Annotated in this window: 11 protein-coding genes and 1 pseudogene; 4 read left to right on the forward strand and 8 right to left on the reverse strand. The window is 66.2% G+C overall.

Annotated elements, in window-relative coordinates; translation table 11 throughout:
- Nucleotides 1–35 precede the first annotated feature (35 nt).
- From IEV83_RS11070 to IEV83_RS11090, 6 genes and pseudogenes are all read right to left on the reverse strand, one after another.
- Nucleotides 36–893 (reverse strand): GNAT family N-acetyltransferase, encoded by an 858-nt coding sequence (locus IEV83_RS11070; RefSeq protein ID WP_209003118.1) that lies wholly within the window; start codon nucleotides 891–893, stop codon nucleotides 36–38.
- A gap of 15 nt (nucleotides 894–908) precedes the next feature.
- Nucleotides 909–3,056, reverse strand: coding sequence for a methylmalonyl-CoA mutase (gene scpA, locus IEV83_RS11075; protein WP_181759183.1), 2,148 nt, complete (start codon nucleotides 3,054–3,056; stop codon nucleotides 909–911).
- Between the two features lie 10 nt (nucleotides 3,057–3,066).
- Nucleotides 3,067–3,633 (reverse strand): biotin/lipoyl-containing protein, encoded by a 567-nt coding sequence (locus tag IEV83_RS20435; protein WP_371873444.1) that lies wholly within the window; start codon nucleotides 3,631–3,633, stop codon nucleotides 3,067–3,069.
- Nucleotides 3,606–5,073, reverse strand: a pseudogene (locus IEV83_RS11080) (acetyl-CoA carboxylase biotin carboxylase subunit); the annotation flags it as partial. The gene IEV83_RS20435 and the pseudogene IEV83_RS11080, both read right to left, overlap by 28 nt.
- A 13-nt stretch (nucleotides 5,074–5,086) precedes the next feature.
- Nucleotides 5,087–6,619: an acyl-CoA carboxylase subunit beta gene (locus IEV83_RS11085; RefSeq protein ID WP_181759181.1), complete on the reverse strand. Its 1,533-nt coding sequence runs from the start codon at nucleotides 6,617–6,619 to the stop codon at nucleotides 5,087–5,089.
- A 19-nt stretch (nucleotides 6,620–6,638) separates the two neighbouring features.
- The gene (locus IEV83_RS11090) at nucleotides 6,639–7,202 is read right to left on the reverse strand and encodes a biotin transporter BioY (RefSeq protein ID WP_181759180.1); all 564 of its coding nucleotides are present in this window, start codon (nucleotides 7,200–7,202) and stop codon (nucleotides 6,639–6,641) included.
- Nucleotides 7,203–7,342: 140 nt separating this feature from the next.
- Between IEV83_RS11090 and IEV83_RS11095 the strand changes: the two genes are divergently transcribed.
- From IEV83_RS11095 to IEV83_RS11110, 4 genes are all read left to right on the forward strand, one after another.
- Nucleotides 7,343–8,755: a helix-turn-helix domain-containing protein gene (locus IEV83_RS11095; protein ID WP_181759179.1), complete on the forward strand. Its 1,413-nt coding sequence runs from the start codon at nucleotides 7,343–7,345 to the stop codon at nucleotides 8,753–8,755.
- Between the two features lie 106 nt (nucleotides 8,756–8,861).
- Nucleotides 8,862–9,341: an Lrp/AsnC family transcriptional regulator gene (locus tag IEV83_RS11100; RefSeq protein WP_181759178.1), complete on the forward strand. Its 480-nt coding sequence runs from the start codon at nucleotides 8,862–8,864 to the stop codon at nucleotides 9,339–9,341.
- Nucleotides 9,342–9,582: 241 nt separating this feature from the next.
- On the forward strand, nucleotides 9,583–10,713 hold the full coding sequence (locus tag IEV83_RS11105; RefSeq protein ID WP_181759177.1) for a saccharopine dehydrogenase family protein: 1,131 nt from the start codon (nucleotides 9,583–9,585) through the stop codon (nucleotides 10,711–10,713).
- Between the two features lie 104 nt (nucleotides 10,714–10,817).
- On the forward strand, nucleotides 10,818–12,731 hold the full coding sequence (locus tag IEV83_RS11110; RefSeq protein ID WP_181759176.1) for a potassium/proton antiporter: 1,914 nt from the start codon (nucleotides 10,818–10,820) through the stop codon (nucleotides 12,729–12,731).
- A gap of 9 nt (nucleotides 12,732–12,740) precedes the next feature.
- On the opposite strand, the gene IEV83_RS11115 is transcribed toward IEV83_RS11110, so the two are convergent.
- Together IEV83_RS11115 and IEV83_RS11120 are read right to left on the reverse strand one after the other, a co-directional pair.
- Nucleotides 12,741–13,754, reverse strand: coding sequence for a ChaN family lipoprotein (locus tag IEV83_RS11115; protein ID WP_181759175.1), 1,014 nt, complete (start codon nucleotides 13,752–13,754; stop codon nucleotides 12,741–12,743).
- Between the two features lie 82 nt (nucleotides 13,755–13,836).
- Entirely contained in the window at nucleotides 13,837–15,030 is a 1,194-nt protein-coding gene (locus IEV83_RS11120) for an acetyl-CoA C-acyltransferase family protein (RefSeq protein WP_181759174.1), read from the reverse strand.
- Nucleotides 15,031–15,275 lie beyond the last annotated feature (245 nt).

Raw genomic sequence — 15,275 nt, forward strand, 5'->3', positions numbered from 1 at the left:
CGACCTCTGCCGCGCTCCGGCGGGCGCCGGCGGCCTTACCCCAGATCAAGGGTCGTCAGTCCGAACACGCGATGGCTCGGCCCTTCGGGCGCCGGCCCACGAAACATTCTTGTGGCCTCCAGCATTGGCGACAGGTCGCACTCCTCGGCAAGCCGCATCGCCTCGCCATTGTGTTCCGGCACCTTGAGAAACACCTCCTGCCCGCGCACCTGCGAGACGAGTGCACGCAGCAGCACCTCCGCGTCCACCGGAGTATCGGCGAACAGCGGCCCGATCTTGAACCCATCCCGGCACTGGCGAATGGCACCGAAACCGCTGACCCGCCCCGCATCGACAAGGGCGAAGGCGCGGCGGCTGCCGCCCGGCTCCAGCCAGCGCGACAGAAACGGCGCGCGCGGCGCGGGAAAACACATGCCGTCATAGTCGCTCAATGAGGGAAAGAGCCCGCGCCCGGCGATGGTCAGGCGCGGATCGCGCGGCGGCTCCACATACGGGAAACCAGCCATGGTCACGGTGCGATGGGCGGGCGTGAAGCCGGCCGCCGCATAGCGGGGGACCATGTCCGGCAGGGCATCAAGGCCGATGGTGCGCGCGCCATGGCTCGCCAGCGCGTGATCCCACAGGCGGCGGCCAAGACCGTGCCCGCGCCAGTCCGGCGCGGTGATGTAAAAACCGATGAAGGCGAAGGCCTCGCTGTAGCGCACAAGCGCCATGGACGCGGCCGGGGTTCCCCCCACCCGCGCCACGAAGAACCCTTGCGGATCGGCAGCGAAAAAGGGATCGGCATCGTCGACCCCGGGGTTCCAGCCTTCCGCCGCCGCCCAGTCCAGCATCCAGTCGAGATCGGCCCGGGTGGCGGTTGCAAGCTCCGCCTGCCGCGGATCGAAGGTCATGCGCCGCGCCTCACCTCACGCGACGTTGCGGCGATGACCGGCGATGAGATCGAGCACCGAGCGCGCCGCATCAAGCACGTTGGAGCCCGGACCGAAGATCGCCGCGACACCGGCCTCGCGCAGGAACTCGTAATCCTGACGCGGGATCACGCCGCCGACGACGACAATGATGTCCGAAGCGCCCCGCGCCTTCAGCGCCTCAATGAGCTGCGGGGCAAGGGTCTTGTGGCCGGCCGCCAGCGAGGACATGCCGATGACATGCACCTTGTTCTTCACGGCAAGCTCGGCGGCCTCTTCCGGGGTCTGGAACAGCGGACCGGCGACCACATCGAAGCCGATATCGCCAAAGGCGGAGGCGATGATCTTGGCGCCTCGGTCGTGACCGTCCTGCCCGAGCTTGGCAACCAGAAGACGCGGGGTCTCGCCCAGGGTGGCGGAAAACTCGCGCAGGCGATCGACCAGCGTTTCATACTCAGGCTCGCCCTCATAGGCCGGGCCATAGACTTTCTTCACCACCTTGGGCACGGCGGCATGGTCGCCGAAGGCATCACGCAGGGCATCGGAAATCTCGCCCAGCGTCGCCCGGGCACGCGCCGCCTCGACGGCCGCTTCCAGGATGTTGCCTTGGCCGGAGCGGGCCACTTCGCGCAGCGCCGCAAGGGTTTCCTCGGCCCGCTGCGGATCGCGCTGCCGCTTGGTCTTTGCGATCCGGGCAATCTGCGCCTCGCGCACCGCCTTGTTGTCGATGTCGAGGATCTCGATCTCGTCCTCGGTCTCAAGCCGGTACTTGTTGACGCCGACGATCACCTCGTCGCCGCGATCGACCGCCGCCTGCTTGCGGGTGGCCGCTTCCTCGATCAGCCGCTTCGGCAGCCCGTCGTTCACCGCCTTGGTCATGCCACCAAGCGCCTCGACCTCCTCGATCAGTTCCCAGGCCTTCTCGGCCAGCTCATTGGTCAGGCTCTCCACGTAGTAGGAACCGGCCAGCGGATCGACGACACGGGTCACCCCGGTCTCATGCTGGAGAATGAGCTGGGTGTTGCGGGCGATGCGGGCGGAAAACTCCGTCGGCAGGGCAATCGCCTCATCGAAGGAATTGGTGTGCAGGGACTGGGTGCCGCCGAGCGCCGCCGACATGGCCTCAAAGGCCGTGCGCACCACGTTGTTGTAGGGATCCTGCTCCTGCAGCGACACACCGGAGGTCTGGCAGTGGGTGCGCAGCATCTTCGACTGCGGCTTTTTCGGCTCGAACTCGTCCATGATGCGCGCCCACAACAGGCGGGCGGCGCGCAGCTTGGCCGCTTCCATGAAGAAATTCATGCCGATGGCGAAGAAGAACGACAGCCGCCCGGCGAAGGCGTCCACATCCAGCCCCTTGGCCAGCGCCGCGCGCACATATTCGCGCCCGTCGGCCAGAGTGAAGGCCAGCTCCTGCACCAGCGTCGCCCCGGCCTCCTGCATGTGATAGCCGGAAATGGAGATGGAGTTGAACTTCGGCATCTCCTTGGCCGTGTACTCGATGATATCGGCGATGATCCGCATCGAGGGTTCGGGCGGGTAGATGTAGGTGTTGCGGACCATGAACTCCTTGAGGATATCGTTCTGAATGGTCCCGGAGAGCTGGGCGCGCGACACGCCCTGCTCCTCGCCGGCCACGATGAAACTGGCGAGGATCGGGATCACCGCGCCGTTCATGGTCATGGAGACGGAGATCTTTTCCAGCGGAATGCCGTCGAACAGGATCTTCATGTCCTCGACACTGTCGATGGCGACGCCCGCCTTGCCGACATCGCCGAGAACCCGCGGATGATCGCTGTCATAGCCCCGGTGGGTGGCCAGGTCGAAGGCGACCGAGACACCCTGCTGCCCGGCGGCAAGCGCCTTGCGGTAGAACGCGTTGGAGGCCTCGGCGGTGGAGAAGCCCGCGTACTGGCGGATCGTCCAGGGACGGCCGGTGTACATGGTCGCACGCGGCCCGCGCAGGAACGGCTCGAAACCGGGAAGCGTGCCGAGATGATCAACCCCTTCCAGATCCGCCTCGGTGTAGAGTGGCTTGACCGGAATGCCTTCCGGCGTCTGCCACACCAGCTCGTCGAGGCTCGCGCCCTTGAGTTCACGCGCAGCCAGCGATGCCCAGTCGTCCACGGTCTTCTTCTCGCCCACGGCTTCGCTCCTATTCGAATTCCATGATCAGTTCATCGACGGCCAGGCTGTCGCCCGCCTTGGCGGCGATGGTCTTGACCACCCCCTTGCGCTCCGCCTTCAGAACGTTCTCCATCTTCATCGCCTCGACGGTGGCAAGCGTCTGGCCGGCCTCGACCGTCTGCCCCTCCTCCACGGCGATCGACACGATCAGACCCGGCATCGGGCACAGCAGCATCTTGGAGGTATCCGCCGGAACCTTCTCCGGCATCAACCGAGCCGCCTCGGCCTGGCGCGGGGTGAGGCAGGTCAGCATCACATCCGCACCGCGCATCCGCATCCGGTAGCCCTGGATGGTCCGCTCCAGCTTGACCGCCAGCGCCGTTCCCTCAACCTCGGCCTCGATCAGCGGCGCGCCCGGCTTCCAGCCGTTGAGCCGGACAAGATGGGCCTGCCCCTCAGCGTCGGCGACCCGGTAGTCGTCTCCCTCCCGGGTCACGCTGACCGGGAACTCCTGCCCGGCGGCGCCGATCACCCAGTTAGAGCCGACCACCCGCCGGTGGTTGGCCATTGCGCCGGAGATCTCCGTCGCCCGGATCTCGGACAGAAGGTTGCACGCCGCGGCGATGGCGACAAGCCGCTTGAGGTTGTCAGCGTCCAGTTCCACGCCGGCGAACCCGTCCGGGTATTCCTCGGCGATGAAGGCGGTGGTGATCGCCCCGGAGCGGAAGCGGGGATGCTCCATCACGGCGGAGAGGAACGGCAGGTTGTGGCCGATGCCCTCGACCTCGAACCGGTCAAGCGCCGCGCCCATGGCCGAGATCGCCGCCGCCCGGTCCACACCCCAGGTGCAGAGCTTGGCGATCATCGGATCGTAGAACATGGAAATCTCGCCGCCCTCAAAGACGCCGGTGTCATTGCGCACCACAGTGCCATCGGCGGCGGTGCCCTCCGCCGGCGGGCGGTAGCGCGTCAGCCGGCCGATCGACGGCAGGAAGCTGCGGTAGGGATCTTCGGCGTAAAGCCGGCTCTCGATGGCCCAGCCGTTCAGCCGGACATCCTCCTGGCGCATGCGCAGGGGCTCGCCGGCGGCGACACGGATCATCTCCTCCACCAGATCGACACCGGTGATCAGCTCGGTCACCGGATGCTCGACCTGCAGGCGGGTGTTCATTTCCAGGAAGTAGAAATTGCGATCGCCATCGACGATGAATTCCACCGTGCCGGCGGAGGCGTAGCCCACCGCCTGGGCCAGCGCCACCGCCTGTTCGCCCATGGCCTTGCGGGTGTCCGCGTCGAGGAACGGCGACGGAGCCTCCTCGATGACCTTCTGGTTGCGGCGCTGGATCGAGCATTCGCGCTCGCCGAGATAGATCGCGTTGCCATGGCTGTCGGCCAGCACCTGGATCTCGATGTGGCGCGGCTGGGTGACGAATTTCTCGATGAAGATGCGGTCATCGCCAAAGGAGCTGGCCGCCTCGTTCTTCGACGACTGGAAGCCCTCGCGGGTCTCCGTCTCGTTCCAGGCGATGCGCATGCCCTTGCCGCCACCGCCGGCGGAGGCCTTGATCATCACCGGATAGCCGATCTCGGCGGCGATCGTCACCGCCTCGTCCGCATCGGCGATCAGCCCCATGTAGCCGGGCACCGTGGAGACACCAGCCTCGGCGGCGATCTTCTTGGAGGTGATCTTGTCGCCCATCGCCTCGATTGCCTTGGGCGGCGGGCCGATGAAGGCAACGCCCTCCTTGGCCAGCGCCTCGGCAAAATCGGCGCGCTCGGACAGGAAGCCGTAGCCCGGATGCACCGCGTCGGCGCCGGAGGAGCGGATCGCGTCGAGGATCTTGTCGACAACGATGTAGGACTGGTTGGCCGGCGGCGGGCCGATATGCACCGCCTCGTCGGCCATCTTCACATGCAGCGCGTCCCGGTCGGCATCGGAATAGACGGCGACGGTGGCAATGCCCATCTTCTTCGCCGTCTTGATGACCCGGCAGGCGATTTCGCCACGGTTGGCGATCAGGATTTTCTTGATCATGTCTGCGTCCTGCCTAGAGCGGAATGTTGTCGTGTTTCTTCCAGGGGTTCGAGAGCTGCTTGTTGCGCAGCGTCGCGAACGCCCGGGCGACCCGGCGCCGGGTGGATTGCGGCATGATCACATCGTCGATGAAGCCCTTTTCCGCCGCCACGAACGGATTGGCGAACCGGTCCTCGTATTCCTTGGTGCGGGCGGCGATCTTGTCCGGATCGTCCAGCTCGGAGCGGTAGAGGATCTCCACCGCGCCCTTGGCGCCCATCACCGCGATTTCGGCGGTTGGCCAGGCATAGTTGATATCGCCGCGAATGTGCTTCGAAGCCATCACGTCATAGGCGCCGCCATAGGCCTTGCGGGTGATCACCGTGACCTTGGGCACCGTCGCCTCGCCATAGGCGAACAGCAGCTTGGCACCGTGCTTGATGACGCCGCCGTATTCCTGGGTCGTTCCGGGCAAGAAGCCCGGCACATCGACGAAGGTCAGGATCGGGATGTTGAAACAGTCGCAGAAGCGGACGAAGCGGGCCGCCTTGCGCGAGGAGTTGATGTCGAGCACGCCGGCCAGCACCATCGGCTGGTTGGCGACCACGCCAACGGTCTCGCCCTCAATGCGGATGAAGCCGGTAATGATGTTGCCGGCGAAGTCGGGCTGAAGCTCGAAGAAGTCGCCCTCGTCGGCGACCTTCACGATCAGCTCCTTCATGTCATAGGGCTTGTTCGGATTGTCGGGAATGAGCGTGTCGAGCGACGCCTCGACCCGGGCCGGATCATCGAAGAACGGGCGCACCGGCGGCTTTTCCCGGTTGTTCGACGGCAGGAAGTCGACAAAGCGGCGCAGCGCCATCAGCGCCTCCACGTCATTGTCGAAGGCCAGATCGGCGACCGAGGACTTGCTGGTGTGGGTCTTGGCGCCGCCAAGCTCCTCCGCCGTGACCACCTCGTTGGTCACCGTCTTCACCACGTCCGGGCCGGTGACGAACATGTAGGAGGTGTCGCGCACCATGAAGATAAAGTCGGTCATCGCCGGGGAATAGACCGCACCGCCCGCGCACGGCCCCATGATCATGGAGATCTGCGGCACCACGCCGGAGGCCATGATGTTGCGCTGGAACACATCCGCATAGCCGCCGAGCGAGGCGACGCCCTCCTGGATGCGGGCACCGCCACTGTCGTTGAGGCCGATCACCGGGGCGCCGTTCTTCATCGCCATGTCCATGATCTTACAGATCTTCTGGGCATGGGTCTCGGACAAGGAGCCGCCGAAGACGGTGAAATCCTGACTGAAGACGTAGACCATCCGGCCATTGACCGTGCCCCAGCCGGTGATGACGCCATCGCCGGGCATGGAGGTGTCCTGCATCCCGAAATCAACGCAGCGATGGGCCACGAACATGTCGAATTCCTCGAACGATCCCTCGTCGAGAAACACCTCGATGCGCTCGCGCGCGGTCAGCTTGCCCTTGGCGTGCTGGGCGTCGATGCGGCGCTCACCGCCGGCAAGCCGCGCGGCGGCGCGGCGTTTTTCCAGTTCCTGCAAGATTTCCTGCATGACCGATCCTTTTCAGAAATCAACGGGGCGCGGTGCGGTGAAGCGCGACGGCAATCGCCGCCGCGAGCAGCGCCTTGACGACACCGCCCAGAACGAAGGGGTAGAGCCCCCAGGCGAGAATGGGCTTGTCGAACCCGAGCAGGGCCCCGAGCCACAGAAGTCCGGGAACGAACACCGCCGCCTCGGCGATGATCGCCGCCGGCACCGCCCGCCACAGCGACCGGGTCCACCCCTTGGCCGCGAACCAGCCGGCCAGCATGGCGGAGGCGAGGAAGCCCAAAAGGAAGCCGCCGGTCGGCCCCATCATATAGGCAAGTCCGATCCCCTTTTCCGGCGTGCCGGAGAACACCGGAAAGCCCGCCGCCCCTTGCGCCAGATACAACAGCACCGCCATGCCGGAGCGGGCCGGACCGAGGGTGAAACCGAGCACCAGAAGCGCCATGGTCTGCAGGGTCATCGGCACGGGATAGAAGGGCACACTGACCTTCGCCGACAGGGTGAGCAGCAGCGAACCGCCAACCACCAGCGCGGCGGTCTCTGCGAGCCGCCTCGGATGCGCACCGATTCCGGTGTTTTCAGCCATTCAGGGGGTCTCCTCGTCCAATCGGACTTGGATTAGCGCGTTTCCCGGTCGAACGGGAGTGTTGAAAAAGCCGCAAAGCGAAAGTAATCTATTTGCAAATCACAATCTGCAAATTTGCAAACATCGCGGATACCGTCACGATGAAGAAACTATTTCTCGGCCGCCATATCCGCAGTTTGCGCGAGAAGGCAGCCATGACGCAACGGGATTTCGCCGAGCGTCTCGGCCTGTCGACCAGCTACGTCAATCAGTTGGAAAACAACCAGCGGCCGGTCTCCGCGCCGGTGCTGCTCAGCCTCAGCGAGCATTTCGACCTGGATCTGACCAGCCTGTCGGTCGATGACAACGACCGGCTGCTCGCCGCCTTGCGGGAGGTGTTCGCCGATCCGGTGCTGGCGGGCACGGCGCCCGGCTTGCAGGACTTCAAGATGCTCTGCCAGAGCACCCCGGATATCGCCCATGCGCTGGTGCGGCTGCATCAGGCCTATCGCCAGACCAGCGAGCAACTGGCCATGCTCGACGACACCCTGACCCGCGACGAGGCGCTTGCCCGCCCCACCCCATATGAAGAGGTGCGGGACTTCTTCCACTTCGAAAACAACTACATTCACGAGCTGGACCTGGCCGCCGAAGCGCTGGCGGGCAAGCTCGCCTCGAACGGACGGCTGTTCGCCCGCGATCTCGTCCAGCATCTGGAAACGGTGCATGGGGTCACGGTGGAGCGGCAGCGAATGGGCAATGAACAGGGTCGGATCCGCAGCTTCGACCCGGCCACCCGCCGCCTCAGCCTCAACGAGGCGCTGCCGGAGGCGACCATCGTCTTTCAGCTTGGCCATCAGATCGCCCTTCTGGAGGCCGGCGACATCATCGACACGGTGCTGGCCGACGCCCGGTTTCAGACCGACGACGCGGTGCATGTGGCCCGCATCGGCCTTGCCAACGCCTTCGCCGGCGCGTTGCTGCTGCCTTACGAGAGTTTTCTCAACGCGGCGCAGGAAACCCGCCACGACCTCGACCTGATCGCCGACCGGTTCGGCGCGAGCCTGGAACAGGTGGCGCACCGGCTTTCCACCCTGCAACGGCCGAAGATGAAGGGCATCCCGTTCTTCTTCGCCCGGGTCGACCGGGCCGGCAACATCACCAAGCGGCACAGCGCCACCAAGCTGCAATTCGCCCGCTTCGGCGCCGCCTGCCCCCTGTGGAACGTGCATCGCGCCTTCGAAAGCCACGGCACCATCATCCGCCAGTTGGCCGAGACCCCGGATGGCTCGCGCTATATCTCGCTGGCGGCACAGATCATCAAGAAATCCGGCGGCTACAGCGGGCCGGTGCTGCACTATGCCATCACCCTTGGCGCCGACATCGCCCATGCCCGCGACATCATCTATTGCGACGATCTCGACCTGACCCGCGCCGCCGCGTTCGAGCCCATCGGCATCTCCTGCCGGATCTGCGAGCGGCTGACCTGCCCGCAGCGCTCAATGCCGCCGCTCAACCGGGCCATTGCCATCGACCCGAACGACCGCCGGCTGATCCCCTACGAGATCCGCTGACCCGGCGCCGTCACGACCCCGCGTCCGCCCCGTGATCGCGACGGGGCTTGCCATCAGTGGCAATTTGTCATTTCGTCGGAAGAACCGACATTTTGACGAGGCCGCCATGACCGCCCCCCGTGATGCGCTCGACCGCAAACTGCTCGCCCTGTTGCAGATGAACGCGCGGGCGCCGACCTCCGATCTCGCCCGGCGGCTCGGCATTGCCCGCTCCACCGTGCATGAACGGATCGCCCGGCTGGAGCGTGAGGGCGTCATCACCGGCTACACCGCCCGGCTGGCACGGGCTCCGAACCGGGAGATGGCGCGGGCACTGGTGATGCTGGCTGTGGAGCAGCAACAGGCGCGCGAGACGGTCAAGCGTCTGGAGACATTTCCGGAAATCCGCACCTGCCTGACCGTCTCCGGTGAGTTCGACCTGTTTCTGGTGGTGGAGGCTGAACGTCTCGACCGGCTTGACGAGGTGCTGGACGACATCGCCGTGACCCCGGGTGTGCGCCGCTCCCGCTCCTCCATCGTTCTGGCAACGAAATTCGACCGGGCACCGGTGACCGAGCCCGCACCGCAAGACACCCCGGCACTCTGACGTTTCGCGCAGATCATCGGTACGACTCACCGCGATCCTGCCCGTCCGGACGGGCAGGCCAATAGATGTTCGCGACCATATGACCGTCATTTCGCTGGATTTTCCGTTATTTTGACAAACCGAAACACACTTCCGGCAGTTTGCCACCTCCTCGGCGAACACCGCCCCCCGTACCCTTGAGAAGAGCCCTTCAGAGGGAACGAACACGTGCGGGCACCAGCACCCGAGGAGGAGACTGAAGATGAACAAATGGCCGGTTCTGATTGTCGGCGCGGGAAAGATCGGGCGCACCATCGCCGCGCTTCTGACCGATTGCGGCGACTACACCGTCACCCTTGCCGACCGCGATGCGGGGGCGCTGGCCACCGCCGCCCGTGCCGGTATGGCAACGCTCGAGGTGGATGTCTCCGACGAGGACGCGCTGACCTCAGCGCTCGCCGGCAAGAAGGCGGTGCTCTCCGCCGCTCCGTTCTTTCTCACCTCGGTGATCGCCCGCGCCGCCAAGCGCGCCGGCACCCACTATTTCGACCTCACCGAGGATGTCGCCTCCACCAAGACCGTGCGCGCGCTGGCCGAGGGCGCGGAAATCGCCTTCGCGCCGCAATGCGGTCTGGCGCCCGGGTTCGTGTCCATCGCCGGGCATGATCTGGCGCAGAAATTCGACACGCTGGAGACGCTGACCATGCGGGTCGGCGCTCTGCCGCGCTATCCGACCAATGCGCTGAAGTACAATCTCACCTGGTCGACCGACGGCTTGATCAACGAATACTGCAACCCTTGCGAGGCCATCGTCGATGGCGCGCCGATGCTGCTGGCGCCGCTGGAAGGCTATGAGACCTTCTCGCTCGACGGGGTGCACTACGAGGCGTTCAACACCTCCGGCGGGCTCGGCTCGCTCACCGAGACCCTGGCCGGCAAGGTGCGCAGCCTGCGTTATCTGACGGTCCGCTATCCCGGTCATCGCGACATCATGCGCATGCTGCTGCAGGATCTCGGCCTGGAGGACCGGCGCGATCTGTTGCGCGACGTGCTGGAAACCGCCGTCCCGGTGACCAAGCAAGATGTGGTGCTGATCTTCATCACCGCCTCCGGCCTGCGCGGCGACCAGCGCGAACAGATCTCCGCCGTCTACCGGGTCACCTCGCGGGAGATGGCCGGCGAGACCTGGAGCGCGATCCAGACGACCACGGCGGCCGGGATCTGCGCCACGCTCGATCTGATGCGCGCCGGCCAGATCCCCGCGCGCGGTTTCGTTCGCCAGGAAACCATCCCGCTCGACCTCTTCCTCGCCAACCGTTTCGGGCGGGTCTATGCCAGCAACGGGGATGGCGGCAGCCAGCATACAGATGAGGAGAAACGCAAGGCCGCCTGACGGGAACGCACACCGGCCGGCAAGCCTTTGGCCTATAGTAGGAGGATCAGTCCGATTCCTCGTCACGGGCGCGGGCCTCCCGCGCCGGAAGGCCCGCGCCACCAATGCTCGAAACGCTCAATCTGGTGATTCTGATTGCCGCTGGCCTCGTTGCCGTGTCGGTGTTCACATCGCTGATCAGCTTTCGGGTCGGCGCGCCCTTGCTGCTCGTCTTCCTCCTCGTCGGCCTTGCCGCCGGCGAGGACGGCCCCGGCGGCATCGAGTTCGCCGATACCCGCACCGCCTATTTCATCGGCTCCATCGCGCTGGCGATCATTCTGTTCGACAGCGGATTTCGCACCCGCTTCGCCACCTTCCGCCTTGCCGCCTTTCCGGCGCTGACCCTCGCCACCATCGGCGTGGCCGTCACCGCCGGCCTGGTCGGCCTCGCCGCGCATTTCCTGTTCGGCTGGCCCTGGATCGAAGGCCTGCTGCTGGGCGCCATCGTCGGTTCGACCGACGCGGCGGCGGTGTTCTTTCTGCTGCGGGTCGGCGGCATTCATCTGCGCGAGAGGATCTCGGCGACACTGGAGGTGGAATCGGGCTCGAACGACCCGATGGCAATCTTCCTCACCGTCACGCTCGTCGGCATGATCGTCGCCGGCACCAGCGGCGAGGAAGCCGGGCTGGGCCTGCTCGCCGAGTTCGCCCAGCAGATGGGCATCGGCCTGATCGCGGGTCTTGCTGGTGGCTACGCCATTGTCCAACTGGTCAACCGGGTCAATCTGGAGCCGGCGCTTTATCCGATCGTCGTGCTGGCGCTGGCGCTGGCCCTGTCCGGCGCCACGTCGCTCGCCGGCGGCAGCGGCTTTCTCGCCGTCTACGTGGCCGGCATCCTGTGCGGCAATGTACGGATGCGGCAACAGCCGGCGCTGAAGAACTTCCAGGGCGGCATGACCTGGCTCGGCCAGATCGGCATGTTCGTCACCCTCGGCCTGTTGGCGACCCCGTCCCAATTCGGCGAGGTGGCCCTGCCCGGCTTCACCCTCGCCGCCGTCCTGATCTTCATCGCCCGGCCCATCGCCGTCTGGCTTTGCCTGTTGCCCTTCGGCTTCACCCGGGCGGAGATCGCCTTCGTCTCCTGGGTGGGCCTGCGCGGCGCGGTATCGATCCTGCTGGCGATCCTGCCGCTGATCGGCGGGCTCGCCAATGCCCAGACGATTTTCAACATCACCTTCCTGATCGTCCTGACCTCGCTGGTGCTGCAAGGCTGGACCATCCGCCCGCTGGCGCTCTGGCTGCGGCTGATCGTGCCGCCGCGCATGGGGCCGGTGGACCGGATCGAGTTGGAACTGCCGGGCGGGCAGGATCACGAACTGGTGGGCTACCGCGTGCACCCGGGCAGCGCGGTGGCGCGCGGCGGGCGCATCCCCCGTTGGGCGCGGCCGGTCCTGATCCTGCGCGACGGCCAGAGCCTGCGCCCGCAGAAGGCCGGGCGGCCGCAGCCGGGTGACCAGCTCTACATTCTCACCACCGCCCGGCAGGTCCCTGCGCTCGACGCCCTGTTCGCCGGCGCCACTCAGGACGGGCACGACCCGGCGCTGTTCGGCGACTTCCCGCTCGATCCCGACGCACTGCTCTCCGACGTCGGCGCGGTCTACGGCTTTCATGTGCGCAAGGAGGATGCGGCGCTGACTTTGCGCGACTACATGCGGCGGGAGCTGGGCGACGATATCGAGCCGACCGACCGGGTCGCTCACGGCGCCATCGACCTTGTGGTGCGGGCCATAGATCACGACCACGCCATCACTGAAATCGGCCTGTCCGTCGAACATGCGGAGCTAAGGGAGCCGGTGTTGCCGTTCTTCTTCTCCCGCGACGATGTGGCCCGCGCCAGCCGCCGGGCGATCTCCAGGGTGCGGATGCGCCGCGCGCGCGGCAAGGTCATCGCCCGCCGCCGGGCCTCCTTCGACACCCCCGCACCGGCACAGGACCCCGCCCCCAACACGCGAACGGAGACGGACAAGGACAAGGACTGAAACGACGGATCACTCCGCCGCTTTCGGTTTCTTCTTCCCCAGCTTGTCGAAGCGGGCGCTGAGCTCCTTGCACGGATCCTTGCGCCCGCCGCGCGGGGTGAACCACAGGTAATCGTAAGGCGCCGCCGCGCCATCCTCAGGCACCGCATAGGCCGCCGGGTCCACCTCGCCGGCGGTAACCTCGGTGAAGGCGATGGTCACCAGCCCGGCGGAGGGCGCCCGCCAGCGCAGATATTGCGGTACCGCCAGATCGGCGCGCACATGACCGGCGCCGGCGATCAGCACCGCGCCATCGGCCCCCTCACCAGCCGCCGCCAGCATGGCGTTGGCGAGCCCAGCGTCGCGCAGACGCTGCACATTGGCCATCGGCACGAGCGCTTCCTTGGGCATCATCTCGCAATGCCCCTCAAAGAGGGTCTGCAACAGCCGCGCGTCAGCGGCCTCCCCCAGCGGCTGGTCGAGGGCCATCTTCGCAAGCGCTTCCTCGCCAAGGCTGGCGAGCCCATCCCGGCCAACTTCCCGGCGCTGTTTCTTCGGCACGTCCCCGGCGATGATCGGCAGGTCGGCGCCCATCGCCGCCGCGATCACCGGTTGATAGATGCGGTAATCGGGCCAGCCCAACTCCGCCCAGCCGACCGCCGTGCCAAACCCGTCCGGCGTCGGTTCCTTTTCCGCCAGATACTCATCGACCCGCGCCTGGCGATCACTGGGCAGCATCTCCAGCACCGTCGCCGGCTTGCGCCCCGAGGCGGCGACGGCGGACAGGACAAAGGCCTGAAGCGCATGGTGATCCGGGTTGTCATGGATCTCGCCCAAGAGGACGAAGCTTGCCGCGACCGCCGCTTTGGAGACCTCCTTCGGCGTGACGAAGCTCTTGTCCGCCACCGACCAGATGCGCCCGACAAGTGGGTGCCCGGCCTCGCCAGTCAGAGTGAACGGCGGCGGCGCGGGCTCCTCGGCGCGCACGGCGCCGGCAACAAGACACGCACCGGCAACCAGCGCCGCGGCAAAGGATCTGATCACGAAAGCTACTCCGCTATGACATCCGACCATCGAAGGACCGGCGGCGCCCCTCCCCCCGCGCAAGCGGGCGCCGCCACAACCATCAGGCCGCGCTGAGGTTCTCCAGCGCCAGGGCGATGCCCTGACCGCCGCCGATGCACATGGTGACAAGACCGTAGCGCCCACCGGTGCGCTCCAACTCGTACATGGTCTTCACCGTGATGATACAGCCGGTGGCGCCGACCGGGTGGCCGAGCGCGATGGCCCCGCCATTGGGATTGACCCGGTCGGAGGGGAAGCCCAGCTCCCGCATCACCGCGCAGGCCTGCGCCGCGAACGCCTCGTTGGATTCGATCACGTCGAAATCCGCCGGGCTCATACCGGTCTTCTCCAGCAGCTTCTGCACCGCCGGGATCGGACCGATACCCATCACATCCGGCGCCACGCCCGCATGGGCATAGCCGATCAGCCGAGCCATTGGCCTCAGTCCACGCCGCTCGGCCGTCTCCCGGTCGGCCAGCACCACCGCCGCCGCGCCATCATTCAGGCCGGAAGAATTGCCGGCGGTTACCGAGCCATCCTTGCGGAACACCGGGCGCAGGGCGCTCAGCGTCGAGGGCGAGGTGTCGGCGCGCACATGCTCGTCGGTGTCGAACTTGATGGTGTTCCGACCCACCTTCACATCCAGCGGCAGGATCTGCTCGCTGAAGCGGCCGTCGCGAATGGCAATGCCGGCGCGGTGCTGGCTGTCGACCGCGAGCGCGTCCTGTGCTTCCCGGCTGATGTTGTAGCGCTCGGCCACGTTTTCCGCGGTGATGCCCATATGACCGCCACCGAACGGGTCGTTCAGCGCGCCAAGCATCATGTCATGCATCACCGCATCGCCCATCTTGACGCCGAAGCGGGCGCCAGGGCTGGAGAACGGTGCACGGCTCATGGATTCCGCGCCGCCGGCCAAGGTGATATCGGCATCGCCCAGCAGGATCGATTGGGCGCCGGAGACAATCGCCTGCGCGCCAGATCCGCACAGGCGGTTCAACGTCAGCGCCGGCGCCTCGACCGGAATGCCGGCATCGACGGCAGCCACCCGGGCCAGATACATATCGCGCGGCTCGGTGTTGATCACATGTCCGAACACCACATGCTCGATCTCTTCCGCCCCGACCCCGGAGCGGCGAATGGCCTCCGCCGTCACCTTGCCGGCCAACTCGCAGGGCGGCACGGACTTCAGGGACCCGCCAAAACTGCCAATCGCCGTGCGCACGCCCGACACCAGAACCACTTCACGCTGCGTCATTGATCCCTCACCTGTTTTATCCTTCCGAACGCCATCCTTGCGCGCACGATTGACCCGAACGTAACCTCCGCATCGGTGAAGCGCAAACCCGATGTTGCACCGCCAAACAAAACGCAAAGAGGGCGGGAGCATGCGCTCCCACCCTCTGATCTGGATCACCCGAACCGGGTAGGTCCGGTATCCTGTAGTGCGTTTGTGTGTGTCCTGATGCCAGAAGGCAGGGACACCCTTCGGCGTCATTCCAG

The sequence above is a fragment of the Stappia taiwanensis genome (assembly GCF_014635285.1).
Classification (GTDB): Bacteria; Pseudomonadota; Alphaproteobacteria; order Rhizobiales; family Stappiaceae; genus Stappia; species Stappia taiwanensis.